The organism is Geodermatophilus sp. SYSU D00814 (genome assembly GCF_054050055.1).
This window is the reverse complement of sequence record NZ_JBJGYP010000013.1, coordinates 1-25,020: the sequence shown is the minus strand read 5'-3', so window position 1 is coordinate 25,020 and position 25,020 is coordinate 1. Positions and strand designations below refer to the sequence as shown.

General features: G+C 73.7%; 23 protein-coding genes and 1 tRNA gene. 17 read left to right on the top strand and 7 right to left on the bottom strand.

From position 1 onward, the window contains the following. Positions 1-25: 25 nt before the first annotated feature. The 6 genes from ACI780_RS11800 to ACI780_RS11775 all read left to right on the top strand — a co-directional run bounded on the left by ACI780_RS11800 (position 26) and on the right by ACI780_RS11775 (position 6,936). Entirely contained in the window at positions 26-1,066 is a 1,041-nt protein-coding gene (locus tag ACI780_RS11800) for an alcohol dehydrogenase catalytic domain-containing protein (RefSeq protein ID WP_456872475.1), read from the top strand. A 46-nt stretch (positions 1,067-1,112) separates the two neighbouring features. After that, positions 1,113-2,033, top strand: coding sequence for an NAD-dependent epimerase/dehydratase family protein (locus ACI780_RS11795; RefSeq protein WP_457003101.1), 921 nt, complete (start codon positions 1,113-1,115; stop codon positions 2,031-2,033). Between the two features lie 110 nt (positions 2,034-2,143). Further along, a complete protein-coding gene (locus ACI780_RS11790; RefSeq protein ID WP_457003099.1) occupies positions 2,144-3,532 on the top strand; it encodes a pyridoxal phosphate-dependent decarboxylase family protein in 1,389 nt (462 codons plus the stop codon). A 171-nt stretch (positions 3,533-3,703) separates the two neighbouring features. Further along, positions 3,704-4,009, top strand: a complete 306-nt coding sequence (locus tag ACI780_RS11785) for a muconolactone Delta-isomerase family protein (protein ID WP_456872472.1) — start codon at positions 3,704-3,706, stop codon at positions 4,007-4,009. A 189-nt stretch (positions 4,010-4,198) separates the two neighbouring features. Beyond that, positions 4,199-5,614, top strand: coding sequence for a M20/M25/M40 family metallo-hydrolase (locus ACI780_RS11780; protein ID WP_457003097.1), 1,416 nt, complete (start codon positions 4,199-4,201; stop codon positions 5,612-5,614). A gap of 68 nt (positions 5,615-5,682) precedes the next feature. Beyond that, on the top strand, positions 5,683-6,936 hold the full coding sequence (locus tag ACI780_RS11775; protein ID WP_457003095.1) for an ATP-grasp domain-containing protein: 1,254 nt from the start codon (positions 5,683-5,685) through the stop codon (positions 6,934-6,936). Positions 6,937-7,560: 624 nt separating this feature from the next. On the opposite strand, the gene ACI780_RS11770 is transcribed toward ACI780_RS11775, so the two are convergent. Together ACI780_RS11770 and ACI780_RS11765 are read right to left on the bottom strand one after the other, a co-directional pair. Further along, on the bottom strand, positions 7,561-7,770 hold the full coding sequence (locus tag ACI780_RS11770) for a hypothetical protein (protein WP_457003093.1): 210 nt from the start codon (positions 7,768-7,770) through the stop codon (positions 7,561-7,563). A 14-nt stretch (positions 7,771-7,784) separates the two neighbouring features. Beyond that, positions 7,785-8,102, bottom strand: a complete 318-nt coding sequence (locus ACI780_RS11765) for a hypothetical protein (protein ID WP_457003091.1) — start codon at positions 8,100-8,102, stop codon at positions 7,785-7,787. A gap of 409 nt (positions 8,103-8,511) precedes the next feature. On the opposite strand from ACI780_RS11765, the gene ACI780_RS11760 reads away from it, so the two are divergent. Then, positions 8,512-8,943, top strand: a complete 432-nt coding sequence (locus ACI780_RS11760; RefSeq protein WP_457003089.1) for a hypothetical protein — start codon at positions 8,512-8,514, stop codon at positions 8,941-8,943. 195 nt (positions 8,944-9,138) lie between these two features. Here ACI780_RS11760 and ACI780_RS11755 read toward each other — a convergent pair whose 3' ends face one another. Further along, entirely contained in the window at positions 9,139-10,620 is a 1,482-nt protein-coding gene (locus tag ACI780_RS11755) for a hypothetical protein (protein WP_457003087.1), read from the bottom strand. 102 nt (positions 10,621-10,722) lie between these two features. Between ACI780_RS11755 and ACI780_RS11750 the strand changes: the two genes are divergently transcribed. Both ACI780_RS11750 and ACI780_RS11745 read left to right on the top strand, forming a co-directional pair. Further along, positions 10,723-11,448, top strand: a complete 726-nt coding sequence (locus tag ACI780_RS11750) for an esterase family protein (protein WP_456872466.1) — start codon at positions 10,723-10,725, stop codon at positions 11,446-11,448. Between the two features lie 346 nt (positions 11,449-11,794). Next, entirely contained in the window at positions 11,795-12,391 is a 597-nt protein-coding gene (locus ACI780_RS11745; protein ID WP_457003085.1) for a hypothetical protein, read from the top strand. 232 nt (positions 12,392-12,623) lie between these two features. On the opposite strand, the gene ACI780_RS11740 is transcribed toward ACI780_RS11745, so the two are convergent. Beyond that, a complete protein-coding gene (locus tag ACI780_RS11740; RefSeq protein WP_457003083.1) occupies positions 12,624-13,835 on the bottom strand; it encodes an ATP-grasp domain-containing protein in 1,212 nt (403 codons plus the stop codon). Positions 13,836-13,846: 11 nt separating this feature from the next. Then, positions 13,847-15,073, bottom strand: a complete 1,227-nt coding sequence (locus tag ACI780_RS11735) for a hypothetical protein (RefSeq protein WP_456872463.1) — start codon at positions 15,071-15,073, stop codon at positions 13,847-13,849. A gap of 73 nt (positions 15,074-15,146) precedes the next feature. Here ACI780_RS11735 and ACI780_RS11730 point away from each other — a divergent pair, with 73 nt between their 5' ends. From ACI780_RS11730 to ACI780_RS11710, 5 genes are all read left to right on the top strand, one after another. Further along, complete coding sequence (locus tag ACI780_RS11730) at positions 15,147-16,370, top strand: ATP-grasp domain-containing protein (protein WP_456872462.1); 1,224 nt, start codon at positions 15,147-15,149, stop codon at positions 16,368-16,370. 5 nt (positions 16,371-16,375) lie between these two features. After that, positions 16,376-17,299, top strand: a complete 924-nt coding sequence (locus ACI780_RS11725) for a hypothetical protein (RefSeq protein WP_457003080.1) — start codon at positions 16,376-16,378, stop codon at positions 17,297-17,299. Then, the gene (locus ACI780_RS11720) at positions 17,296-18,450 is read left to right on the top strand and encodes an alpha/beta hydrolase-fold protein (protein ID WP_457003079.1); all 1,155 of its coding nucleotides are present in this window, start codon (positions 17,296-17,298) and stop codon (positions 18,448-18,450) included. Before ACI780_RS11725 ends, ACI780_RS11720 begins: the two co-directional genes overlap by 4 nt. Before the next feature lie 208 nt (positions 18,451-18,658). Then, positions 18,659-19,300 (top strand): hypothetical protein, encoded by a 642-nt coding sequence (locus tag ACI780_RS11715; RefSeq protein ID WP_457003077.1) that lies wholly within the window; start codon positions 18,659-18,661, stop codon positions 19,298-19,300. A 211-nt stretch (positions 19,301-19,511) separates the two neighbouring features. Continuing rightward, complete coding sequence (locus tag ACI780_RS11710; protein WP_457003075.1) at positions 19,512-20,636, top strand: 5-methyltetrahydropteroyltriglutamate--homocysteine S-methyltransferase; 1,125 nt, start codon at positions 19,512-19,514, stop codon at positions 20,634-20,636. A gap of 218 nt (positions 20,637-20,854) precedes the next feature. On the opposite strand, the gene ACI780_RS11705 is transcribed toward ACI780_RS11710, so the two are convergent. Further along, a tRNA-Leu gene (locus tag ACI780_RS11705) sits at positions 20,855-20,939 on the bottom strand. A 93-nt stretch (positions 20,940-21,032) separates the two neighbouring features. Between ACI780_RS11705 and ACI780_RS11700 the strand changes: the two genes are divergently transcribed. Further along, entirely contained in the window at positions 21,033-22,364 is a 1,332-nt protein-coding gene (locus ACI780_RS11700; RefSeq protein ID WP_456872457.1) for a M20/M25/M40 family metallo-hydrolase, read from the top strand. A 3-nt stretch (positions 22,365-22,367) separates the two neighbouring features. Here ACI780_RS11700 and ACI780_RS11695 read toward each other — a convergent pair whose 3' ends face one another. Next, positions 22,368-23,240 carry a LysR family transcriptional regulator gene (locus ACI780_RS11695; RefSeq protein ID WP_457003073.1) on the bottom strand — a complete coding sequence of 291 codons (873 nt, stop codon included), beginning with the start codon at positions 23,238-23,240 and terminating at the stop codon, positions 22,368-22,370. An 82-nt stretch (positions 23,241-23,322) separates the two neighbouring features. Here ACI780_RS11695 and ACI780_RS11690 point away from each other — a divergent pair, with 82 nt between their 5' ends. Both ACI780_RS11690 and ACI780_RS11685 read left to right on the top strand, forming a co-directional pair. After that, complete coding sequence (locus ACI780_RS11690) at positions 23,323-24,021, top strand: aspartate/glutamate racemase family protein (RefSeq protein WP_457003071.1); 699 nt, start codon at positions 23,323-23,325, stop codon at positions 24,019-24,021. A gap of 7 nt (positions 24,022-24,028) precedes the next feature. After that, complete coding sequence (locus ACI780_RS11685; RefSeq protein WP_456872454.1) at positions 24,029-24,835, top strand: SDR family oxidoreductase; 807 nt, start codon at positions 24,029-24,031, stop codon at positions 24,833-24,835. Positions 24,836-25,020 lie beyond the last annotated feature (185 nt).

The following is a 25,020-nucleotide window of genomic DNA, read 5'->3' as shown; positions in this document are numbered from 1 at the left end:
GGCCGGCGGCTGACACCATGCCGGGATGCGTGCCCTCGTCGTCGACGGTGTCCGGGCCCGGCCCGAGGTCCGGCAGGTGGCCGACCCGGTGGCACCGCCCGGCGGCGTGGTGGTGCGGGTGGTGGCCACGGGGCTGTGCCGCAGCGACTGGCACGCCTGGGCCGGGCACGACGACGGCGTCGCGTGGCCGCACGTCCCGGGGCACGAGCTCGCCGGCGTGGTCGCGGAGCTCGGTGCGGGGGTGGGCCGCTGGCGGGTCGGCGACCGGGTCACCGTCCCCTTCGTGTGCGGCTGCGGCCGGTGCGAGTGGTGCCGGGCCGGTGAGGCCCAGGTGTGTCCCGACCAGCAGCAGCCGGGCTTCACCCACTGGGGGTCCTTCGCCGAGTACGTGGCGCTGCACGCCGCGGACGCGAACCTGGTCGCCGTCCCCGAGCAGGTCGACCTCACCGCTGCGGCGAGCCTCGGCTGCCGGTTCGCCACGGCCTACCGCGCCCTGGTGGCCCGCGCCCGGCTCACCGCGGGGGAGTGGGTCACCGTGGTGGGGGCCGGGGGTGTCGGGCTGAGCGCCGTGATGATCGCCCGCGCGCTGGGCGGTCGGGTGGTCGCGGTGGACCGCAACCCCGAGGCCCTCGCCGTCGCCTCCGCCCTCGGCGCCGAGCACGTGGTCCGTGCCGACGGCGCCGACGTCCCGGCCGCCGTCGCGGACCTGACCGGCGGTGGCAGCCACGTCGCCGTCGACGCGGTGGGCAGCGAGCAGACCTGCGCCGCCGCGGTCCTCGGCCTCCGCCGTCGGGGTCGGCACGTGCAGGTCGGGTTGCTGCCCCCCGTCGGTGGTCACCCGCGGGTGCCGATGGAGCGGGTGATCGGCTGGGAGCTCGACGTGCTGGGCAGCCACGGGATGGCGGCGGCCGACTACCCCGGCATGGTGCGGCTCGTCGAGCAGGGCGCGCTGCAGCCCCAGCGGCTGGTGGAGCGCACCATCGGGCTCGAGGAGGCGGCGGCGCTCCTGCCGGCGTTCGACCGCGCACCGGTGGCCGGCATGACGATCGTCGACCCGTCCCGCTGACGCCTCCCGGCGGCGCCGTCGGGGTGCCGCTGGCAGGGTGGACGGCGTGGCCGACTCCTCTCCCGTCGTCGTGGTGACCGGTGCGAACGGACTGGTCGGCAGCGCCGTCTGCCGGGCGCTCGTCGAGCGCGGGGCGCGCGTGCGCGCCGTCGTCCGCCGGGCCGGCAGCGCGCCGGCGCTCGACGGGGTCACCGAGCACGTCGGCGACTTCGCCGACGAGTCCCTCGCCCGCGCGGTGACCCGGGGCGCCGACGCGGTCGTCACGACGGTCCACCCGATGGGCTCGCCCCGGGAGGTGCAGCGCCGGGTCGCCGTCGAGGGCACGCCGGTCCTCGCCCGGGCCGCCCGGGACGCCGGCGTGTCCCGCCTGGTGCACCTGTCCACGGCCGGGGTCTACGACCGCTCGGCCGGCGTCGGCGACGTGACCGAGGACGGTCCCTTCCTGCCCGAGGGGAGCGGGGACTACGCCGACACCAAGAACGCCACCGACGCCGCGCTGGCGCGGGTCGGCGGGCTGACGACCGTGCTGGTGCGCCCGCCGGCGATCCTGGGTGCCGGCGAGACGTCGGTGTGGAACACGCTGCGGCCGCGGGAGGTCCGCGACGGGGACCGCCGCGCGAACCCGGCGCAGACCTGGGCCTGGGTGCACGTCGAGGACCTCGCGGGCTTCGTCGCGGACCTCGCCACGGGCGCGATCGCGACCGCCGACGACCCGGAGCAGGGCCCCGTCGCCGGCGCGACGACCGCGGTCGACGTGGCAGGGGAGCCCGCGACGTGGCGGGACTACCTCGGCACGGTCACCGACGCGCTGGGCGTCGCGCCGGAGTGGATCGACGAGCCGGTCTGGACCGGGCAGCTGCGCACCGACCGCGCGCGCCGGTGGGGCTGGGCGCCGCGGGTGGGCCTCACCCAGGCGCTCGAGGAGCTGCGGCAGGGCCTGGCGCCGGACGCACGGTCGCACCGGTGAGGGAGGCGTCCCGTCGGAGCCGGTGACCTCGGTCGGCCCGGCCGCCGGGCCGCGGGGTCCCCGGCCGCGAGGGGGGTGTCCGCCGGGTCGTGGTCTGTGACCATCCGGGGATGACCGATCTGCACACCCTGCTGAGCGACGTGGCGGTGCGGGCGTCCGACTACCGGGCCGGTGTCCGGGACGCCGTGGTCTTCCCCCGGGAGGAGGCGGCGGGCGCCGTGCGCGCCGGGCTGGGCCGGCTGCGCGAGGAGGGCACCGACCCGGCGGTCGTCCTGGCGGAGCTGACGGCGGCCGTCGAGCAGGGGCTGGTGGCCACGACGGGGCCGCGGTACTTCGGCTTCGTGGTGGGCGGTGCCCTGGACGCGGCCACCGCCGCGGACATGCTCGCCGTGGCGTGGGACCAGCCGGCGTTCAACGCGGTCACGTCGCCGGCGGCAGCGGTCGTGGAGGACGTGGCGGGCGCGTGGCTCAAGGACCTGCTCGGGTTACCGGACACGACCTCCGTCGGGTTCGTGACCGGCGCCCAGGGAGCGAACACCGTCGGTCTGGCCGCTGCCCGGCACCGCGTGCTCGCCGACGCCGGCTGGGACGTGGAGCAGGACGGGCTCGGGGGCGCCCCGGCGATCCGGGTGCTGGCGACGGGGGAGCGGCACGCGACCATCGACCGGTCGCTGCGGTTGCTGGGGCTCGGTGCGGGCGTCCTGCGCCCCGTGGCGACCGACGAGCAGGGGCGGATCGACCTGGCCGCTCTCGCCGGTGCCCTGGAGGAGGGCCCCCCGGGACCGCTCGTCGTCAGCCTGCAGGTGGGCAACGTGAACAGCGGCGCCTGCGACGACCTCGCCGCCGCCGTCCCCCTCGCTCACCGGTACGGGGCCTGGGTGCACGTGGACGGTGCCTTCGGGCTGTGGGCGGCGGCCTCCCCGAGCACCCGGTCCCTGGTCGAGGGCCTCGCGGCCGCGGACTCCTGGGCCACCGACGGGCACAAGTGGCTGAACGTCCCCTACGACAGCGGCTACGTGTTCTGCGCCGACCCGGAGGCGCACCGGGCCGCGATGGCGTACACGGCCGCGTACCTGACCGGGCAGGGACAGGGAGACCTGCGCGCGCCCGGGGACCACGTCCCGGAGTCCTCCCGCCGGGCGCGTGGCTTCGCGACGTGGGCGGCCCTCCGCGAGCTGGGGCGTGCGGGCGTCGCCGACCTCGTGGAGCGCTGCTGCGCGCTGGCCCGGCGGTTCGCCGCCCAGGTGTCCGCCGTCGACGGCGTCGCGGTGGTCAACGACGTCGTCCTCAACCAGGTCCTGGTCCGGTTCGGGGACGACGACGCGAGGACCGATGCCGTGGTGGCGGCCGTGCAGCGCTCGGGCGAGTGCTGGATGGGCGCCACGACCTGGCACGGGATGCGGCTCATGCGGGTCTCCGTGTCGAACTGGTCCACGACCGAGGCGGACGTCGACCGGGCCGCCAGAGCGGTCCTGACCGCCTGGCGGGGTGGGGGGTGACGGCCCGGAGGGAGGGCTGACGTCGGGTCGGCCGGGGGAACGCCGAAGGCCCCGCGGTCGGCACCTGCGGGGCCCGCGACGTCTTGTCCCCCGGGTGGGGCGCGGGCACGCTGTCGGCCATCGACCAGCCGCGGCGTCGGCGGGCGCCGCCCGAGTCCCTGGAGCGCCCCCATGCTGTTCCACGTCAGCTTCCGCGTCGAACACACCCGGCTCGACCGCGACGAGTTCTGGGACGAGTGGGAGCGGGAGACGCAGGCGGCGCTCGGCGCGATCGAGGCCGGGGTCATCAAGAGCCTGTACAAGGTCGCCGGGCAGCGCCGGGTCATCGGCATCGTGGAGGTCGAGTCGCACGACCAGCTCGACCAGATCGTGATGGGTGCCCTGCCGATGAGCCACCACCTCACCCTCGAGGAGGTCCTCCCGGTCCGGGAGTACGCCGCCTTCGCCGACGACGTGCGCGCGCGCTGGCAGTCCTAGGGCGTGTCCGACGGACCTCCAGCCTCGGTAGCACCGCCCAGGCGGCGCTCCGCTGCGTTCGAGGCGCCGCCGGACACGACCCGGTGTCCGGCGGCGGCTCCTCGGCCTCGCGGAGCAAGCACCTGACCGGCGCTCCCATCGGCACGGGTCCGTCGGACACGCCCTGGCGGCGGGCTACGGTCGGGGGTCGTGACCAGCCCCGAGCGCGCGTTCGTGACCGCGCACCGCGACGACCTGCGCGCCGATCTCGACGCCTGGCTCCGCATCCCGTCGATCTCCGCCGATCCCGCGCACGCCCCCGACGTCGCCCGCAGCGCGCAGTGGCTGGCCGGGGCACTGCGCGGGGTCGGCTTCCCGACCGTCGAGGTCTGGCCGACCCCCGGCGCGCCCGCGGTCTTCGCCGAGTGGCCCTCGGACGACGCCGACGCCCCGGTCGCGCTCGTCTACGGGCACCACGACGTGCAGCCGGTGGACCCGCTCGAGCTGTGGGTGCACCCGCCGTTCGAGCCGACGGCCGTCGACGGACCGGACGGCCCGGAGCTGCACGCCCGCGGCGCGAGCGACGACAAGGGCAACGTCGCCATGCACCTGCTCGGCGTGCGCGCCCACCTCGCCGCCACCGGCCGGTCCACCCCGGCCGTGACCCTCAAGCTGCTCGTCGAGGGTGAGGAGGAGTCCGGGTCGCCGCACCTCACCGCGCTGCTGGACGAGCGCCGGGACCGGCTGGACTGCGACGTCGTCGTCGTCAGCGACACCGGCACGGCGGCTCCCGACGTGCCCGGCGCCGTCGTCTCGCTGCGCGGGCTGGCCGGTGCGGAGATCACCCTGCGCGGGCCGGACGTCGACCTGCACTCCGGGTCCTTCGGCGGCGCCGTCCCCAACCCCCTGCACGCGATGGCGACCCTGCTCGCGGGCCTGCACGACGAACAGGGCAGGGTCACCCTGCCCGGCTTCTACGACAAGGTGCGGCCCCTCGGCGACCGCGAGCGCGAGCTGATGGCCCGGCAGCCCTTCGACGAGGAGGCGTGGCTGGCCGGCCCGGCGGCGGGCTCCGCGGCGTACGGGGAGGCCGGGTTCAGCACCCTGGAGCGGATCGGCGCCCGGCCCACCGCCGAGGTCAACGGCGTGTGGGGCGGCTACCGGGGCCCGGGCCACAAGACGATCGTCCCCGCCGAGGCGCACGCGAAGATCAGCTTCCGGCTGGTGGCCGACCAGGCGCCCGCGGACGTCGCCGACCAGGTCCGCGCCTGGGTCGACCAGCGGCTGCCGGCGGGGATCACCGCCGAGGTGCGCGCCGAGAAGGCCGGCGTCGCCCCGTGCGCCAGCGACCTCGACTCGCCCGGCATGGGCGCCCTGCGGCGGGCGCTCGCCCGGGCCTGGGACGGCGATCCCGACGAGGTGCTCCACCTGCGCGAGGGCGGCAGCGGACCGGAGGCGGCCCTGGTCGAGCGGCTCGGCGCCCCCCTGCTGTTCCTGGGCGCGATGCTGCCCACCGACCGGATCCACTCACCGAACGAGCGGGTGCTGCTGCCCATGCTGCACCGCGGGGCCGAGGCCGCCGCGCACCTGTGGCGCGAACTCGCCGGGATCCCCGGCCGGTCATAGGCTCCGTCCGCGTCCGCCCAGGTCACCGGAGCGACGCGGGAGGCCCTGCCATCGTTGGAGGAGCGTCGATGTCCGACTCCCGGCACCTCATCGGGCTGCTGCTCGGCACCGAGGAGGACTGGCCCACCGCCTTCGAGGCGATCGTGCGCCGCCTCGGCACCGTGCACGACGGCGCCGGCGCCGCCCACCACTACGACGTCGAGCGGATCACGGTCGAGCCGTTCGACCTGTGCGCCAAGCCGCGCTACGACCTGGTCATCGACCGGCTGGCCTACTGGTACTACCACCCCCGTGAGTGGCTGAAGAAGGCCGCGCTCATGGACGACGTCTACCTCCTCAACAGCCCCTTCACCTTCCAGAGCATGGAGAAGCACGCGGCGTACTGCGCCATGCTGCGGCTGGGGCTGCGCGTGCCCGACACGGTGCTCATCCCGTACAAGAACCCGCCGGACCACGCCAAGTACGCCTACACGGCGGAGAAGTACAACCGGCCGTTCGACCTCACGGCCATCGCCGAGCGGATGGGCTATCCGCTGTTCATGAAGCCCTACGACGGCGGCGCGTGGGTCGGCGTCACGATGATCCGCGACGCCGAGGAGCTGCAGCGGGCCTACGACGCCTCGGGACAGCGGCTGATGCACCTGCAGAAGGCCGTCGCCGGGTACGACGTCTTCGCGCGGAGCCTGTCCATCGGCCCCGAGACCATGGTGATGAAGTTCGACCCCGACCAGCCCATGCACGGCCGGTACTCGGTCGCCCACGGCTTCCTCGACGCCGCCACGGGCGAGGAGACGGTCAGCATCGGCCGGCTGGTCAACGCGTTCTTCCGCTGGGAGTTCAACTCCTGCGAGACGCTCATCAAGGACGGCGTCGTCCACCCCATCGACTACGCCAACGCCTGCCCCGACATCGCGCTGACCAGCCTGCACTACTACTTCCCGTGGGCACTGAAGGCGCTGGTCCGGTGGTCGGTGTACTGCACCGCCACCGGACGACGGCCGCGCTACGACCTCGACACGCGCCGGTACTTCGACATCGCCGACCGCGACGACCTGGGCTACGACGAGAAGCTCAGGGCCTACCGGGGTCTGGCCGACGACTACTTCCAGGTCGAGGCCTACTCCGACTTCTGCGCCAGCCGGCTCGCCCACCTCGACGCCGTCGTGCTCGAGTGGGTGCAGAGCGCCGACTTCGACCGGCTGCTGGTCGACACGGTGCGGTCCACGTTCCCCCCGCACGAGCACGACCACTTCATCGGGCACTACCGCGGGCTGCTCGGGATGTGGACGCGCGACGAGGAGAACCGGCTCAGCCGCACCTAGGGCTGTCCTGCGGATCGCGTGCGCCGCGACGGCTGCCGGCATCCCCGATCGGCCCACCACGGGACAGGTCTGCCCGGCCCACGGACGACGGTCGCCATGGCCTCCGGAGGTGGGCCGCGGCGACCTCGGTGGTGCCGAGCGGCAGCAGCCGGCGCTCGTCGCTCTGTCCGACTGGCCGAAGACAGGTGACGCCCGAGTCGACGCGGTGGTCGTCTCCACCGAGCGGGCGGCGGTGGACCTGTCCGTCGACGGCGACCACGGGTACGTCGTCCTCTTCCAGGAGGACGAGCAGGGGCACCGGGAAGCGGCGGGGTCCTCCGGTGGCCGTGTCGACCAGGACCACGTGGATGCCCAGGCCGGGCGCACCTGCCAGGCGAGTCGGCCGGTGTCCCTCAGCGGCGTACTCGGGGACGGCTCGGTGCGGAGGCGTTCCCGCGGGAACGTGCGCAAGCCCGTGCCCTTGACGACGTTCCCGTGGGAACGCCTACCTGGAGGTCGAGGGCTTCGAAGCGACTCCGTGGTGGGGCATCCGCTCGTCTCAGAGTGGCCCACCAGGGACACCGGCTGATCGCGACTGCCTCTGGCCTGGGTCGTCCGTCGCCAGCGGCCGCGCCGAAATCGTCATCACGTATCCGAAGCGCCGAGGTCCTCGAACAGCCTCTGGGTCTCACTCTCGGCTTGCTGTTGGGACATGTCCACCGCGTCGTCGCCCACGTCGACCGTCGCAAGGACGTATCCGGGTTCGCCACCAACCGCGGGCGGCGGAGCGTCGTCCTGCGTCTTGACGAGCGCCACGAGCGTGCCGCTCGTGGTGCGGATGGCATAGGTCGCCATGGTGCTCTCCCTATCTAGGCGGACACGACGCCGAGCGTGACGTACCAGATGACGGCCGCATGGACGCCGACGTTGCGGATGGTGATGGAGACGTAACGCTTACCGGCGTCGATCGACCGGTGTCGGATCTGCTCGACAACCAATGTCCGGTCTTGGCCAGTCGCATCGAAGGGTTGGGCCGACGCGACGACCGCCTTCCGGAACCAGTCGAACCAGGGACCGTCCGGGTCGCTACCCAGGGGGCCGCCGTAGAAGTACGTCCTGGTCTGTCCCGGCTGGAAGAGGGTGCCGCCCTCGTAGTAGTCGTAGGTGTAGTGGTTCAGAGTTGGCATGTCGCCCTCCTCGAGATGTCAGCGGAGAAGCGGGCGCGCCGGCAAGCACCAGATGCGGACTCCGCGACTCGATCATTCTGTTGGTCACGATCCGGGTCCTCAGTCCGTTGGCCCGCTTGCACCGGCCTCTGTGCCGGTTTCCCTCAGTACACCCGCCTGGCGTCACCGCAGCGTCACTCGGATGTCCCTCGGCCCCTCTCACGGCGGTCGGTCGAGGTGCTGCCCCACGGCGGCCCACCGAGGGGCGAGCGACGTGGGGTCCAGGGCTACTCGCCTCGAGGGTGAGCGCTGGATGGGAGGTTGATCCCGCGCGGGCGCAGCGGGTGACGCAGCCATGACGCAGCGATGACGCGGTCCTGCTGTACCGGCGGGCACCGACTCTCACGTAGTTCTCGCACGTGGAGGCACCGTGACCGACCTCGCCGAATCCAACGCAACTGTGATGCGCGAGACCTCCGAAGCCGTCATGGCGCGTGACACCGCTACCTTCTGGGACAACCAGGCCGACGACGTCAGGGCGCGTGTCCACGGGCAGGGTCCCGTATCAGGTGACTCCTTCGGCAAGGGTGCGAAGGACTGGATCCCTTGCAATACGTTCGCCGAGCTACATGAACTGGACCAGGAGGCTCCCAGACACTCAAAGGACCCGGCGACGCGGCTCATCACCGTCCTGGCCGATGACGAATACGCGGTCGCCGTCTACAGCCTCCAGACACGCGACGGATCAGAGCTGGGAAGCGTGATAGCCAAAGTGGCGGATGGAAAGCTGACACAGGTGTGGCACCACGACCCGATGACAGACACGGGACCCAGGAGGTTGGTCGCTGCAGTCAAGCCATGACGAGATCGTCATCAAAGCAGTCGACGAGTCCTTGTTGTCGCCGACCGACCACCTTCGCTGCGGGTGGGCGCTCGTGGCTCAGGCGTTCTGCGCCGCGGGTCACCGTCGCCATGCTGCCGCCATGGTGCAGAGATCCTCTGTCCCATGGGCCGCCTCCAGGGACGTGGGCGGCGCACGAGATCCGCAGGACAGGCCCTAGTCGAGCGGCCAGTCCGCGACCGGCTCGTTGGCGTGCATGAGCTCGCTGTAGCGCCGCAGCATCTCCCGCAGCGCGTCACGGCGGTCCAGCGGCTGCCGCTGCTCGTCGATCCGGTGGAACACCTCCGCCTGCCACTCCGCGCCGTTGCGGTAGGCGGTGCAGCGTCGCTCGATGGCGCCCAGCAGCCGGTCGCTGACCGCGGTGTCGACGTCCCACTCGGCCAGCCCCTGCCGGGCCATCGGCAGCAGCCGGCGCAGCACCAGCTCCGTGACCGGCACCGTGCCGAGGCCGGGCCAGTACAGCTGCGCGTTGATGCCGTTGCGGGCGCCCTCCTCGAAGTTCTCCTCGGCGGTGGCGAACGACATCTGCGACCACACCGGCCGGTCCTGGGCGGCGAGGACGCGCAGCAGGCCGTAGTAGAAGGCGCCGTTGGCGAAGACGTCGACGATCGTGGGCCCGGCGGGCAGCACGCGGTTCTCGACCCGCAGGTGCGGCCGGCCCCGGTGGACGTCGTAGACCGGGCGGTTCCAGCGGTAGACGGTCCCGTTGTGCATCCGCAGCTCGGACAGCTGCGGGATGTCGCCGCGGTCGAGGACGGCGACCGGGTCCTCCTCGTCGCAGACCGGCAGCAGCGCGGGGAAGTACCGGACGTTCTCCTCGAAGTGGTCGAACACGGAGGTGATGAAGCGCTCCCCGAACCAGACCCGGGGCCGGACGCCCTGCTCCTTGAGCTCGAGCGGGCGGGTGTCGGTGGCCTGCTCGAACAGCGCGATCCGGGTCTCCCGCCACAGCTCCTTACCGAACAGGAACGGCGAGTTGGCACCGAGCGCCACCTGGACGCCGGCGATGCACTGCGCGGCGTTCCAGGTGGCCGCGTAGTCCTGGGGGCTGACCTGCAGGTGGAACTGGGTGCTGGTGCAGGCGGCCTCGGGCGCGATCGTGTCGGCGTGCACGTCGAGCCGCTCGGGCCCGGAGATGGCGATGTGCAGGTCCTCGCCCCGGGCGGCGAAGATCTGTTCGTTGATCAGCGCGTAGCGCGGGTGCGCGGTGATCGCCGCGCCGGTGACGTGCTCGGGCCCGAGGGTCGGCAGCGTGCCGATCATGACGATGTGCGCGCCGACCGACCGCGCGCGCTCCTCGGCGGCGTTGAGGCTCTCCCGCAACTCCGTCTCGAGCTCGGCGGCGGCCGTGCCGGCCAGCGTGGCCGGCCGCACGTTCATCTCGATGTTGAACTGGCCCATCTCGGCCTGGAAGACCTCGTCGGCGATCGCGGCGAGGACCTCCTCGTTGCGCATCGCCGGGTCCTGTTGCGCGTCGACCAGGTTGAACTCGATCTCCGTGCCGGTCAGCGGCCGCTCGAAGTCGAACTTCGACTCGTTGAGCATCCGGCCGAAGACGTCCAGGCAGCGGCGCAGCTTCTCCCGGTAGCGCAGGCGGTCCGCGCGCGAGAACGTCCGGGCCTCGACCTCTTGCCCCACGACGGTCGCCTCCCATCGGTGCCGACGTGCGGCCAGGTTGGCACAGAACGCGCTGGCCTGCCGCGTTTGTCGCCGGCGGGGGGCCGTGTCAGGGTTCCCGGCGTGAAGGTGACCGACCGCTGGCACTCCGAGCGGATGGACCAGCCGATCGGTCTGGCCCGGTGGGGCCACTACGGGACGCCCGTCCTGGTCTTCCCCACGGCGGGCGGCGACGCCGAGGAGATCGAGCGCAACGGCGTGGTCGGCGCCTGCTGGCCGTTGATCGAGAGCGGCCGGGTCAAGCTCTACTCCTGCGACAGCGTGCCCGGGCAGGCCATGGTGGCGAAGGCAGGCCCGCCCGAGTACCGGATGTGGCTGTTCAACCAGTACCACCACGCCATCCGGCACGAGGTGGTCCCGGCCATCCGGGCCGACTCCGGCGGGGACGAGTCGCCGATCGTCGTCACCGGCGCCTCCATCGGGGCGTTCAACTCCCTCGCCGTCCTCTGCCGGTTCCCCGACGTGTTCCGCGCCGCCGTGGGCATGAGCGGCACCTACCGGATCCAGAAGTTCCTCGACCACCGGTCCTCGCCGGACCTCTTCTTCGCCTCGCCGCTGGACTTCCTCCCCGGGCTGGAGGGCGAGCAGCTCGACCTGCTGCGCACCCGGTTCGCCGTCATCGCCACCGGCCGGGGGGCGTGGGAGGACGTCGACGCGTCCTGGGACGCCGGCGACGTGCTCGGCAGCAAGGGCGTGCCCAACCGGGTCGACGTCTGGGGCCCGGAGTGGCCGCACGACTGGCAGACCTGGCAGCGGATGCTGCCGCAGTACCTCGACGAGCTCTGCTGAGTCCAGGGCCGTCGACGGGGACCGTCACTGCCCCCACTCGGATCACGGACGGCCATCCCGGCAAGAACGAGGACTGTCCCCGAGGGGCACCTGAGCGACCTACGTCGCGCGGAGGGCGGCCTCCGGACGAACGGTCAGCTGCGTCGAGCGCCCGTCTGCCCGCCGGCGGCCCCGTCTGCTGACGTGTCCGACGTGGCGCGTCGGCCTCGACCGGCGTGTGGCCGCCGCGGCACACGCCGGTTCGCGTCGGACGACACCGGGGGCCACCCGGGCGAACGAGACTGCCGCACGCGCCGGTGCCGCGATCGCGGCGACGGGACCACGACGACGGTGCGACAGTCCGTGCATGCTGCCCGACCGCTGCGACACCGTCGACACGGTCGTCCTGCTCGAGGGCCGGAGCGACGTGGCCGCGGTCCGGACGGTCGCGGCGGCTCGGGGCCTGCTCGAGAGCGCTCACCGGTACCGGCTCGTCGACATGGGAGGTGTCACCAACGTCCACCGCCACCTGGTGGCTTCCCGGGCCCGGCCGGTGCCCGTCCGGGTCGTCGGGATGTGCGACGCCGGGGAGGCGGACGTCGTCGTCCGGGCGCTCGGCCTCGATGGCCCACGGGAACTGCCTGGCCACGGGTTCTCCGTCTGCGACGCCGACCTGGAGGACGAGCTCATCCGTGCCTGCGGCCCGGACCGTGTCCTCGACGTCCTGGAGCGGGTGGGCCTGCGGGGGAGGTTCGCGGCCTTCTGCAACCAGCTGACCTGGCGGGGCCGCTCCGTGGAGCACCAGTTGCACCGGTTCGCGGGCATCGCGTCCGGGCGCAAGGCCCTGCTGGCGGCTGCGCTCGCCGCAGCGCTGGAGCCCGAGGAGGTCCCAGCACCGCTGTGCCGGCTGCTCGAGCGGATCGTGGAGGCACCGGACACCGAGCGGGTGCGCCCGCCGACGTGACGAGCCGAGCCACCCTGCCCACGAGCGTCCGTGCGGTCAGCAGCGCGGCAGCTGTCCCTGGACGGGCCGCTCACGGACACTCGCCGTCCGTCCGGCTGAGGCGGCCGATGGGAGCGGTGACCGGGTCTCGCACCGAGGCGCATCGATGCGGTCATCCCGCGTCACGTGACCGCGAACGCACGTGGTGTCCCCGTCTCGGTCGGAGGACGGAGCGAGACCTCGCCGACCGGACTCAGCCCGCGAACATCTGGAAGTCGCGGGCGAACGCCTCGGTCATCTCGATCACCTGCTGCAGCTCCGGGTGCCGGACGACGACCATGCCGTCGCCGGTGACCGTCGAGCGCCAGTCGCGGCGCGGCGCGCCCACCGGGAGCAGGTCGATGAGCGCCACGTGCTCGCCGTACCGGCCCACCAGCGCGTCGAGGCCCTCCGAGTGCGTGATCCGCCCGGAGCCGCGGGCGCGCTTGAAGACCGCGCCGGCGTTGTACCGGCGCTCCAGGGGCTGCATGGACCCGTGGACGACGGCCTGCGCCCAGCCGACGTACGTGTCGCCGTCGGTGGCGAAGTTCATCAGGTCGACGACGCGGGCGCCCGGCGGGCGGGCACCGATCTCGCCGAACACGGCCTCGCCGTCGGCCTTGAGGTACCACTCCATGTGCGTGAAGCCGGACCGGAAGCCGAGCGCGGCCAGCACCGCCTCGCCCATCCGCCGTCCGTCTGCCAGGTGCGGCACGGACAGGTCCCGCAGCGAGATCGACACCGGGCTGACCCACTCGTGCATGCGCATCTGCAGCGGCCGCGGGCGGTACCAGAGGACGTGTTCGAAGAGGATCCGGCCGTCGGCGCAGATGGTGTCGAAGGTGAACTCCTCGCCGTCGACGAACTCCTCGACGCTGACCTCGGGCACGTGCCGCAGCAGGGGGAGGACCTCGCTCAGCTCCTGCGGCGAGTCCACCCGGTAGGTGTCCGCCGAGCCGGCGCCGGCGATCGGCTTGACGATCAGCGGGTAGCCCACCTTCTCCGCGGCCGCCCACACCTCGGCGACCGTGCGCGCGCTGACGTGCCACGGCGTCCGGATGCCGGCGGCGTCGAGGACCCGCTTCATCCGCTCCTTGTCGCGGAACGGCAGGGTCTGCTCCACCGTCATGCCGGGCAACCCGAAGACCTCCCGGATGCGCGCCGCCAGGAGCATGTACGGCTCCCACAGGCACTCCACCTGGTCGATCGAGACGTGCCGCGACAGCCCGCGCAGCGCACCGAGCACCGCGCCCTCGTCGGCGAGGTCCACGTGCTCGTAGTGGGCCAGCGACGAGCGGGCGGCCTCGGGCAGGGCGTCCGGCGGCTGGTCACCCACCCCGATGACCCGGGCGCCGACCCCGGCCAGCGCCCGGGTGAAGTACGCCATCTCCGCCGGGTAGCCGGGGGAGAGCACGACGACGTCCACGGGGACCTCCTTCAGGCCTCGGCCAGTTCGACGCGCACCCCGCTGACGATCCGGTGCAGCGCGTCCTCCACCACCGCGGTGTCGGGGTCGCGCACCATCGCGTAGCCCTCGCCGAGGTAGTCGGTGGCGGCCGGCTGCCCGGGTTGCGGGATCCGGGCCTCCACGACCAGGTGCCCGACCTGCTCCTGGACGGCGTCGAGGCCGTGCACCGCGCGCACCCGCCCGGAGCCCATGCCGCGCAGGTAGGCGGTACCGGCCGCGTACCGGCGCTCCGGCGGGTCGAACCGGCCGTGGATCACGAGCTCGGTCCAGGCCCGGTACAGGTCGAAGTCGTGCGCGTAGCCGTGCATCGAGCTCAGCTGCGCCCCGGGCGGCCGCGCGGCCACCTCCGAGACGGCGACCGAGCCGTCGGGCCGGGCGAACCACTCCATGTGCGTGAGCGCGTCGGTGACGCCGAGCGCCTCCAGCGCCGCGGGCCCCCAGCGGTGGATGCCCTGGTACCGGGGGCCGCTGGTGTCGCGGGGGAGCAGGACGGTCCACTGGATCCAGGGGGTGCGGAGCACCTCCAGCGGCGGCGGGCGGTAGTCGGCGATCGACGACCACACGGTCGACCCGCCGATCGTGACGCTGTCGAACGTGTGCTCCTCGCCGGTGAGGAACTCCTCGAGCAGCGCCGGGTCGTGCGAGCCCAGCGGGACCGCGGCCAGCCAGCCGCGGAGCATGTCGCCGTCGTCCAGCCGGAACGTCGACTGCGCCCCCGCCCCCGCCGGCGGCTTGGCCACCAGCGGGAACCCGACCTGCTCGGCGAAGGCCACGGCCTCGCCGGGGGAGCGCACGAGCGCGTGCCGGGCGCAGGGGATGCCGGCCGCCCGCAGCGTCTCCTTCATCCGCGACTTGTCCCGCACGTTGACCGCGGTGCGCACGTCCATGCCCTCGATGCCGAGGGACTCCCGCACCTGCGCCAGCGGCACCTGCAGCTGCTCGAGCGCCCCGACGAGCCGCTCCACCCGGCCCAGCTGTCCCGAGAGGCCGGCCACCGCCCAGGCCAGCTGCCGCGGGTCGAGCGCGTCCTCCACCCGCCAGTGACCGGCCAGCCGCTCGCGCAGGTGCGCCGGGACCCGCTCCACGGGCTCGCAGGTGACCAGCCCGAGCCGGACGCCGGGCAGCTCCGCGGCGACGGAGACGAATCGGGTGGTGGCCTCCATCAGGTACGGCGCGACGAAGGCGGCGACGACCATGCGCGGACGCTACTGCCACCGGCCGGAAGGGGCAGTCCAGCGAGGAGGCCGGGGCGCTCCTAGGCTCCCGCCCATGAACGTGGTGTTCGTCGATCCGGCCTTCCCGTCGACGCAACGCCACTTCGTGCGCGCCCTGGCCGAGGTGGGGGCGTCGGTCTACGGCGTCGGGGACCGCCCGGGGGAGTGGCTCGACGACGAGCTGCGGTCGTGGCTGGCGCACTACCACCAGGTCCCGAGCGTCACCGACGTCGGCGTGATGACCGACGCCGTCCGCTGGATCCAGGACAGGGTCTGGGTCGACCGGCTCGAGGCGACCATCGAGTCGCACACCCTGGCCGCCGCGCAGGTGCGGGAGAACTGCACGATCCCCGGGACGTCGGTGCGGACGGCGTGGCTGTGCCGGGACAAGCCGTCGATGAAGGAGGTCCTCCGGGCGGCCGGCGTGCCGACGGCGGCGTCCACCGCGGCGTCCACCGCCGGCGAGGTGTGGTCCTTCGCGCGGGAGATCGGCTACCCGCTCATCCTCAAGCCGCGGACGGGCGCAGGCGCGCTGGACACCACCCGGGTCGACGGCGACGGCGAGCTCGAGGCGGCCCTGGGGGCGTTCGGCGCGCAGCAGGTCGACTCGATCGCCGTCGAGGAGTTCGTCGAGGGGCACGAGGGCTTCTACGACACGCTGTCGGTCGACGGCGTCCCGGCGCTGGACTTCGTGTCGCACTACTTCCCGAACGTGCTCGAGGCGATGCGCACCCGCTGGATCTCGCCCCAGTTCGTCGCCACCAACCGGATCGACGCCGTGGCCGACTACCAGGAGCTGCGGGACATGGGCCGGCGGGTCAACGAGGCGCTGGGGATCGGCACCAGCGCCACGCACATGGAGTGGTTCTTCGGACCCAAGGGGCTGCGGTTCAGCGAGATCGGCTGCCGGCCGCCCGGTGTCGGCGCGTGGGACCTCTACTCGGCGGCCAACGACCTCGACGTCTACCGCCAGTGGGCCGACTCGGTGGTGCACGGGCAGGTCTGGGGGCGGCCGTCGCGGCAGTACTCGGCCGGCATCGTGGCGCTGCGCCCGGAGGGTGACGGCACCATCTCGGGGTACTCCGGTGTCGACGAGGTCCAGGCGCGCCACGGCCAGTGGGTCCTGGACGCCCACCTGCCCCCGCCCGGGACGCCGACCCAGCCGGTGGCGGCCGGGTACATGGCCAACGCCTACGTGCGCATGCGGCACCCGGACTTCGACACGCTGCGCGGGATGCTCGACGACGTCGGGCGCACCGTGCACGTCCACGCCGGCTGACGCCCGTGGCCCCCTCGATCACCCTGCTCGGCCCGCAGCGGCGGCCGACCCTCGACCGGGTGCTGTCCTCCCTGGGCGTCACCGGCCCGGTGGCCGTCGTCAACGCCGGCTGGCAGGAGCGGGAGTCCGACGACGCCGAGATCCTCGCGCTGGCCGGCGAGCGGGCGACGAACCTGCGGTTGTTCACCCGCTGGGTGGACGTGCTGCGGGCCGACCCCGAGTACGCCGAGGCCGAGCGCGAGCACCGGCAGTTCCTCGACGAGCTCCGGCAGCTCTACCTGATCCGGCTCGACCACGCGCTGCAGGCGGAGGCCGCGGTGACCGCGCGCACCGACGGGCACGCGCACACCCTGGCCATGGCGGCGACCGACGCGCTCGAGGCGGTCCGGCTGCTCGACGCGACCCACCTCGCCCGGGTGCAGGAGCTCCACGACACCTTCTACGGCACCTGGGAGCTCGAGTCGCGCGGGCCGATCGCCGGGCACCGCGCGGAGGTCCGCGACCTCCTGTCGACGGCGGAGTGCCTGGTCGTCGCCGGTGGGCACGTCGGCGAGCTGGTGCGCCTCGTGCACCTGTTCCACCTGGCGCCGCACCTGCCGCCGACGGTGGTGGCGTGGTCGGCGGGCGCGATGGCGTTGACCGACCGGGTGGTGCTCTTCCACGACCGGGCGGCGCAGGGCGCCTCGCCGACCGAGGTCTTCGACGCCGGGATCGGTGTGATCCCCGGCCTGGTCCTGCTGCCGCACGCGCGGCGGCGACTGCTGACCGACGACGTCCTCCGGATGTCGGCGCTGGCCCGCCGGTTCGCGCCGGCTCCCTGCCTGGTCCTGGACGACGGTGTGCGGGTCGACCTGGGTGCCGGCGGCGCCCTGCCGCCCGACGCGCGGGTGGTCGGTACCAACGGGCTGATCGCCTGGGCGACGGCGTGACCGCCGCCCAGGGCGAGCTCGCGATCAACCGGCTCGAGGCCACGGAGCCGCTGGACGCGGAGGCCGTGCAGGCGTTCCTCGACCGGCACGAGGTGCCCGTGGTCGAGGGGGCGCGGTGCACCTTCCTCTGGCGGGGCGAGGCGGACGAGGCGTGGGTCTGCCAGCGGATCGTCGGGCTGCCCGACCGGATCCCCATGCGCCGCCTGCACGGCACCGACCTCTGGTACCTCGTGCTCGAGCTGCCGGAGGGCTCGCGGGTCGAGTACCAGATCGAGATCCGGCGCGGTGAGCACCACGACCGCTTCAACGACCCGCTCAACGAGAAGCGGTCGCACGGTCCCGTCGGGTCGTCGTCCCTGGCCTTCGGCGTCGGGTACCGGACCCCGGACTGGGTGCTCCCGGATCCCGAGGCCCGGCAGGGCGAGCTGAGGGATCTCGTCCTGCCCAGCGAGGCCCTCGGGCGCGACGCGCACGTGACGCTGTACCTCCCGGCCCGGTTCCGGCCGACCGCGTCGTACCCCCTCCTGGTGGTGCACGACGGTGCGGACTTCCTGCAGTACGCGTCGATGAAGACCGTCCTCGACAACCTCATCCACCGGCTCGACGTCGCCGAGACCGTGGTCGCCTTCACCCACCCCGGGGAGCGGCTGGAGGAGTACGCGAACTCTGCAGCCCACTCCCGGTTCCTGACCTCCGAGCTGCTGCCGGAGCTGGAGTCCTCGCTCCCGCTCGTCGGGCAGCGCTCGGGGCGGTGCCTGCTGGGCTCGTCGTTCGGCGGGGTCGCGTCGCTGTCGGCCGCGTACCGCTCGCCCGACACGTACGGGTCGCTGGTGCTGCTGTCGGGGTCATTCGTGTTCACCGACATCGGCAGCGACCACGGCGGCGGGCCGGTCTTCGACCCCGTCGTGGAGTTCGTGAACCGCTACCGCGCGAAGCCGCGTGCGGTCGCCGACCGGATCTTCATGTCCTGCGGCGTCTACGAGCAGCTGATCGTGCCCAACCGGTCGATGGTGCACGTGTTCGAGAACGCCGGGATGCAGGTCCGCTACACCGAGGCCCGGGACGGCCACTCCTGGGAGAACTGGCGCGACCGGCTCCGCGACGCGCTGTCCTGGATCTACCCGGGCCCGCAGAAGCTCTACTACGAGTGAGGTCGCCCGCGCCCCGGACCGGGGTGCGGTCGCCGCGACGGACCTCGGAGGGCCACGACTACCCTGCGGGGTGTCCGACCGGTCCGCCGCGGGATCCGGGCGTCCCGGCCCTCCCGCCGGGCTCGTCCGCGCTCGCGCGCCCGTCGAGTCGGCGGCTCCCCGTGACGGTCCCGTCCGGGGTCCTGAGGGTGCCGGAGGGGTTCTGAGCGTGGGTGTGATCGACCTCGTGGGCTGGTCCGGGTCGGCGCTGCTCGTCTACTCGCTGCTGCAGACGCGGGTCCTGCGCTTCCGCATCCTCAACCTGCTGGCGGCGCTGGTCCTCGTCGGCTACAACGCCGTCATCGCGGTGTGGCCGATGGTCGCGATGAACGTCGTCATCGCGGCCATCAACGCCGGGGTCATCTGGCGGATGCAGCGCGGCCGGCACGACGTGCGCCGGTACGACGTCGTCCCGATCGGCGCGGAGGAGCCCTACCTGCGCCACGTCCTGCAGCGCCACGGTGAGGACATCCGGCGCTTCCACCCCGACGTGCAGTGGCCGCCGGTCGAGGGGGAGCCGCTGGCGTTCCTCGTGCTGGCGGTCGGCGACGGGGACGGGGAGACGGCGGGCGTCGTCCTGGCACACCGCACCGGTGAGCCCGCGACGGCGCGCATCGACGTGGACTACGTGCTGCCGCGCTACCGGGACTTCACACCCGGCGAGTTCGTGTACCGCCCCGACGGTCCCTTCGCGGTGAGCGGGGTGCGCCGGGTCCTCGCCCCGCGCGACGTGCGGGCCGCGGACGCCTACCTGGCCCGGACCGGTTTCCGGGCCGAGGGCGGGGAGCGCGTGCTGACCCTGGCCGGCTGATCCCCGGCGAGACCGTGCTGGTCCGGGAACGCACCCGCCCGGGGCTCCTGACCTGCAGGAGCACTGGGGCGATCGCGGGTCCGAGGGGCGACACGGTACTCCCGCACACGCCTTCGTCCCCCGCGCTCGCGGGGGAGCTCGGCCACTGTCGATGGTGCGCGGTCCTGGCCCAGGGGCTGCGCCGTGCAGCAGCAGTCACGATGCTGTGCTCATGAGCGATGCGTCCGGACCGCCCTTCCGCGCGGACCACGTCGGCAGCCTCCTGCGCCCCGCGAACCTGCTGGAGGCCCGCTCGAAGCACGCGGCCGGCGACATCGACGACGAGGAGCTGCGGGGCATCGAGGACGAGGCGATCCGCGACGTGGTGAGGATGCAGGCCGACGTCGGCCTGCGCACGGCCACGGACGGCGAGTTCCGCCGAGCCTCGTGGCACATGGACTTCATCTACGCCATCGGCGGCATCACCAAGGTCAGCGACCAGAACATCGTCGTCCACTTCAAGAACCAGGACGGCACCATCGACTTCACGCCCGCCGGGCTGCACGTCGACGGTCCCCTGCGCATCGACGAGCCGATCTTCGGGCGGGACTTCGCCTTCCTGCAGTCGGTCGTGGGGGAGGGGCAGACGGCGAAGCTGACCATCCCGTCGCCGTCGATGGTCCACTACCGCGGCGGGGCCGCGGCGATCGATCCGCAGGTCTACCCGGACGAGGACGAGTTCTGGGAGGCCCTGTCGGCGGCGTACAGCCAGCAGGTGCGGGGCATCGCCGCGCAGGGCTGCAGCTACCTGCAGTTCGACGACACCAGCCTCGCCTACCTCAACGATCCGGCCCAGCGGGCCGAGATCGCCGCCCAGGGCCGCGACGCCGAGCACCTGCACGAGCGCTACATCCGCCAGATCAACGAGGCGCTGGCGGGCCGTCCCGCCGGGCTGACCGTCACCACGCACATGTGCCGGGGCAACTTCCGGTCATCGTGGGTGGCCGAGGGCAGCTACGACTTCGTGGCGGAGGCGTTGTTCGGCGGGCTGGAGGTGGACGGCTTCTTCCTGGAGTACGACGACGCCCGGTCCGGTGGCTTCGAGCCGCTGCGCTTCGTGCCGCCGGGCAAGCGCGTCGTCCTGGGCCTGGTCACGACGAAGCGGCCGGAGCTGGAGTCCAAGGACGACCTCAAGCGGCGGATCGACGACGCGTCGCGGTTCGTGCCGCTGGACCAGCTGGCCCTCTCGGGGCAGTGCGGCTTCTCCTCGACCGTCGAGGGCAACACGCTCACCCGCGACCAGCAGATCGCGAAGCTGGCTCTGATCGTGGAGACCGCCGGCGAGGTCTGGGGCTGACCCGTCGACCCACGTCACAGTGCCGATCCGCCCGGGATCCGTCAGGTTCCTCGCTGGTCCACCGGCGCTGGGTTCGCCGCGTGCCGAGCAGCGTGGACTTCGTCGTCGTCGGGGCCGGATCCGCTGGTGCGGTGATCGCGGCCCGTCTGTCGGAGGACCCGAACGTGCGTGTCACGCTGATCACAGCCGACGGTCCGCCGCCCCCTGCCGCCGATCTGTGTCCGAGGGGGGACTTGAACCCCCACGCCCGATAAAGGGCACTAGCACCTCAAGCTAGCGCGTCTGCCATTCCGCCACCCGGACGAGTGCGGGACCACGATAGCAACCCACCGGCCCGGTCCGGAGGAGGGCCCGGCGCCGGGTCGCGTCGGGGCCGGGGAGCCCTACGCTCGCCGGGTGGAGAGCGAAGGTCCCGTCGAAGGTCCCGTCCAGGCCCAGGCCGAGGTCGCCGAACTGCTGAGCGAGCTCATCCGGATCGACACCACCAACACCGGCGACACCGCCACCAGCGCCGGGGAGCGGGTCGCCGCGGAGTGGGTGGCCGGCAAGCTCGACGAGGTCGGCATCGGCTCGCAGATCCTCGAGTCCGAGCCCGGGCGGGCCAGCCTGGTCGCGCGCATCGAGGGCACCGACCGCTCGCGGCCGCCGCTGCTGGTCCACGGCCACCTCGACGTCGTCCCCGCCGACCCCGCCGAGTGGAGCGTGCACCCCTTCTCCGGTGAGGAGCGCGACGGCTACGTCTGGGGCCGCGGCGCCGTCGACATGAAGGACATGGACGCGATGGTGCTCTCGCTGGTCCGCGACTGGGCCCGCACCGGCGTCCGGCCGCCCCGCGACATCGTGCTGGCCTTCCTCGCCGACGAGGAGGCCGGCGGCACCCTCGGCGCGCGGTGGCTGGTCGACGAGCACCCCGACCTGGTCGCCGACTGCAGCGAGGCGATCAGCGAGGTCGGCGGCTTCAGCATCACCGTCCGCGACGACCTGCGCCTCTACCTGGTGCAGACGGCGGAGAAGGGCCTGGCCTGGATGCGGCTGACCGCCGGCGGCAGGCCCGGGCACGGCTCGTTCGTCCACGACGACAACGCCGTCACCCGGCTGTGCCAGGCCGTCGCCCGGATCGGCTCGACCCGGCTGCCCACCGTGCTCACCCCGCCGATGCGGCAGTTCCTCGCCGCCGTCGAGGAGGCCTACGGCATCGAGATCGACCCCGACCAGCCCGAGGAGGCCCTCGCCCGCCTCGGCAGCATCAGCCGGATGATCGGCGCGGCGCTGCGCAACACCGCCAACCCGACCATGCTCGACGCCGGCTACAAGACCAACGTCATCCCCGGCACCGCCAGTGCCACCGTCGACGGCCGCTTCCTGCACGGTCAGGCCGAGGAGTTCGAGCGCCAGCTCGCCTCGCTGATCGGTGAGGGGATCCAGCGGGAGTGGATCGTCCACGACCAGGCCGTGGAGACCACCTTCGACGGCCCGCTGGTCGACCAGATGGTCGCCGCCCTGAAGAGCGAGGACGACGGCGCGCGGCCGGTGCCGTTCACCATGAGCGGCGGCACCGACGCCAAGAGCTTCGAGCGCCTGGGCATCCGTTGCTTCGGCTTCTCCCCGCTGCGGCTGCCCGCCGACCTCGACTTCGCCTCGCTGTTCCACGGCATCGACGAGCGGGTGCCGGTGGAGTCGCTGCGCTTCGGCGTCCGGGTGCTCGACCGGTTCCTGCGCGCGGTCTGATCCTCAGCCGGCGGCCCGCAGCGCCTCCAGCGCCGCGGCCACGGCCGGCACCCGCCGCGCGTCGGGACGGACGAGGGTCTCGACCACCCGCCCGTCGACGTCGGGCAGTTCGACGGCGGCCACGCCCGGCTGGGCGCCGACCGCGAACGCCCACGCCGGCAGCAGCGCCACCCCGAGCCCGCGCGCGACCAGCCGCTGCACCACCACGTGGTCGTCGGTGGCGAACCGCACGTCGGGGACGAAGCCCGCGCGGCGCGCGCAGCGAAGCAGGTGCCGGCGGCAGCGGAGGCACCCGGCGATCCACGGCTCGTCGCGCAGGTCGGCCAGCGCAGCGGGCACCGGGGACCCGGCGGGCACGACCGCCTGCACCGGGTGCCGGGCCAGCGGCTCGCGCAGCAGGTCGCCGGGCACCTCGTCGTCGTCGTCCTCGTGCCGGAAGACGACGGCGAGGTCCGCGGCGCCCTCCCGCACCGCCGCCTCGGCCTCCGGCGGCTCCAGCTCGGCGAAGTGGACCTCCAGCGCCGGCGCCCGGTCGCGCAGCGCGGCCAGTGCCGGGGGGACGAGCACCGCGGCCGCGGTCGGGAACGCGGCGACCCGGACCACCCCGGTGGCCAGTCCGGTCAGGGCGGCCATGTCCTGCTCGGCCGCGGCGAGCCGGTCGGCGATCGCCTCCGCGTGGCGCAGCAGCCGCCGGCCGGCCTCGGTGAGCACGACGCCGCGCCCCTCGCGCACCACCAGCGGCGTCCCGGCCTCGGCCTCCAGCCGCCTGACCTGCTGGCTCACCGCCGGCTGCGTCCAGCCCAGGGCGCGCGCCGCGCCGGCGAGCGACCCGGCGCGGGCGACCTCCCGGAAGACGAGCAGGCGGCGGGAGTCCACGGCCACATCCAAGCAGCGCTTGGGTCCGCCGGTCGACCCCGCGGTCTGGTGGGGGAGGTCGGCCGGGGCGAGGCTGGGACCCATGAGGACGATCGGACTGCTCGGCGGCATGAGCTGGGAGTCGACCGCGCTGTACTACCGCGTCGCCAACGAGCTGGTCCGCGACCGGCTCGGCGGCCTGGCCAGCGCCTCGCTGCTGGTGCGCAGCCTCGACTTCCGCGAGGTCCGGGCCTGCCAGGTGGAGGACCGGTGGGACGACGCCGCGGCGCTGCTCGCCGCCGAGGCGCGGACCCTGGAGTCCGCCGGCGCCGACCTGGTGCTGCTCTGCACGAACTACATGCACAAGGTCGCCCCGGCGCTGGAGGCCGCCCTGTCGGTGCCCTTCCTGCACATCGCCGACGCGGTGGCCGCGGCCGCGCCCGGACCGGTGGTCGGCCTGCTCGGGACGGCCGGCACCGTGCGGGAGCCGTTCTACCGGGAGCGGCTGGCGGCGGCCGGCCTCACGGTGCTGGTGCCGCCGGAGGACGACGTCGACCGGGTCGACGACGCGATCTTCGGCGAGCTGTGCCGCGGCGTGCTGTCCGACGGCACCCGGGCGGAGCTGCGCGCGGTGACCGCCCGGCTGGCCGCACGCGGCGCCGACGCCGTCGCGCTGTCGTGCACCGAGCTGGAGCTGTTGCTGCGGCCGGAGGACTCGCCGGTGCCGCTCCTGCCCTCCGCGCGGCTGCACGCCACCGCCGCCGTCGACGCCGCGCTGGCGCCGTCGGCGCTCGTGGTGTGATGCCGGGGTGACCTCTCCCACGCGCCTGCGCCCCGGTTCCGTCGCCCTGATCACCGGAGGGACCGGCGGCTTCGGCCGCGCCCTCGCCACGAAGCTGCGCGAGCGGGAGGTCACGGCCGTCCTCGCCGACCTCGACACCGAGCGCAACCGGTCGGTCGCCGAGGAGCTCGGCTGCCCGTTCGCCGCGCTCGACGTCACCGACCGGGCGGCCAACGAGGCCGTCGTCGCGCAGGTCGAGGCCGAGCACGGCCGGCTCGACGCCGCCTACCTCAACGCCGGCATCTCCGCGGCCAAGAGCGACGACGCGCTCGACCTCGAGGAGTTCCTGCGCGTGGTCGACATCGACCTGTTCGGCGTCGTCTACGGCGCGGTCGCCGCCCGCCCGGCCATCGCGCGGGCCGGCGGCGGCGCGATCGTGGTGACCGCCTCGCTCGCGGGCCTGTCGCCCATGCCCACCGACCCCGGCTACAGCGTGGCCAAGAGCGGCGCAATCGCGTTCGTGCGGTCGATGGCGCCGCGGCTGACCCGCGAGGGCATCACGATCTCCGCCATCTGCCCGGGCTTCGCCGACACCGCGATCATCGACCGCATCCGCGACCAGTTCGAGGCCGCGGGCTTCCCGGTCATCCCGGCCGCGGAGGTCGCCGACGCGATGGTCATGGCGTGGGAGTCCGGCGAGGCGGGCGCGGCCTACGTCATCCAGCCCGGCGTCGGCACCGTGCCCTACCGGTTCAAGGGCGTGCCCAGCGCGAAGACGGCGACCGGCGAGACCGCCGTCGTCCCGGAGGCGCTGCGCCCGCCGTCGATGCTCTGACGGCGTCCTGCCGGCTCGGGTCGGCGTCGTCCCTCACCGTGCGCCTGGGGCCTCCTCCCGCACCGCGCGGGGGGGGGGGGGGGGGGGGGGGGGGGGGGGGGGGGGGGGGGGGGGGGGGGGGGGGGGGGCGGGGGGGGGCGGGCCGGGGGCGGGGGGGGGGCGGGGCGCGGGGGGGGGGCTCGGAG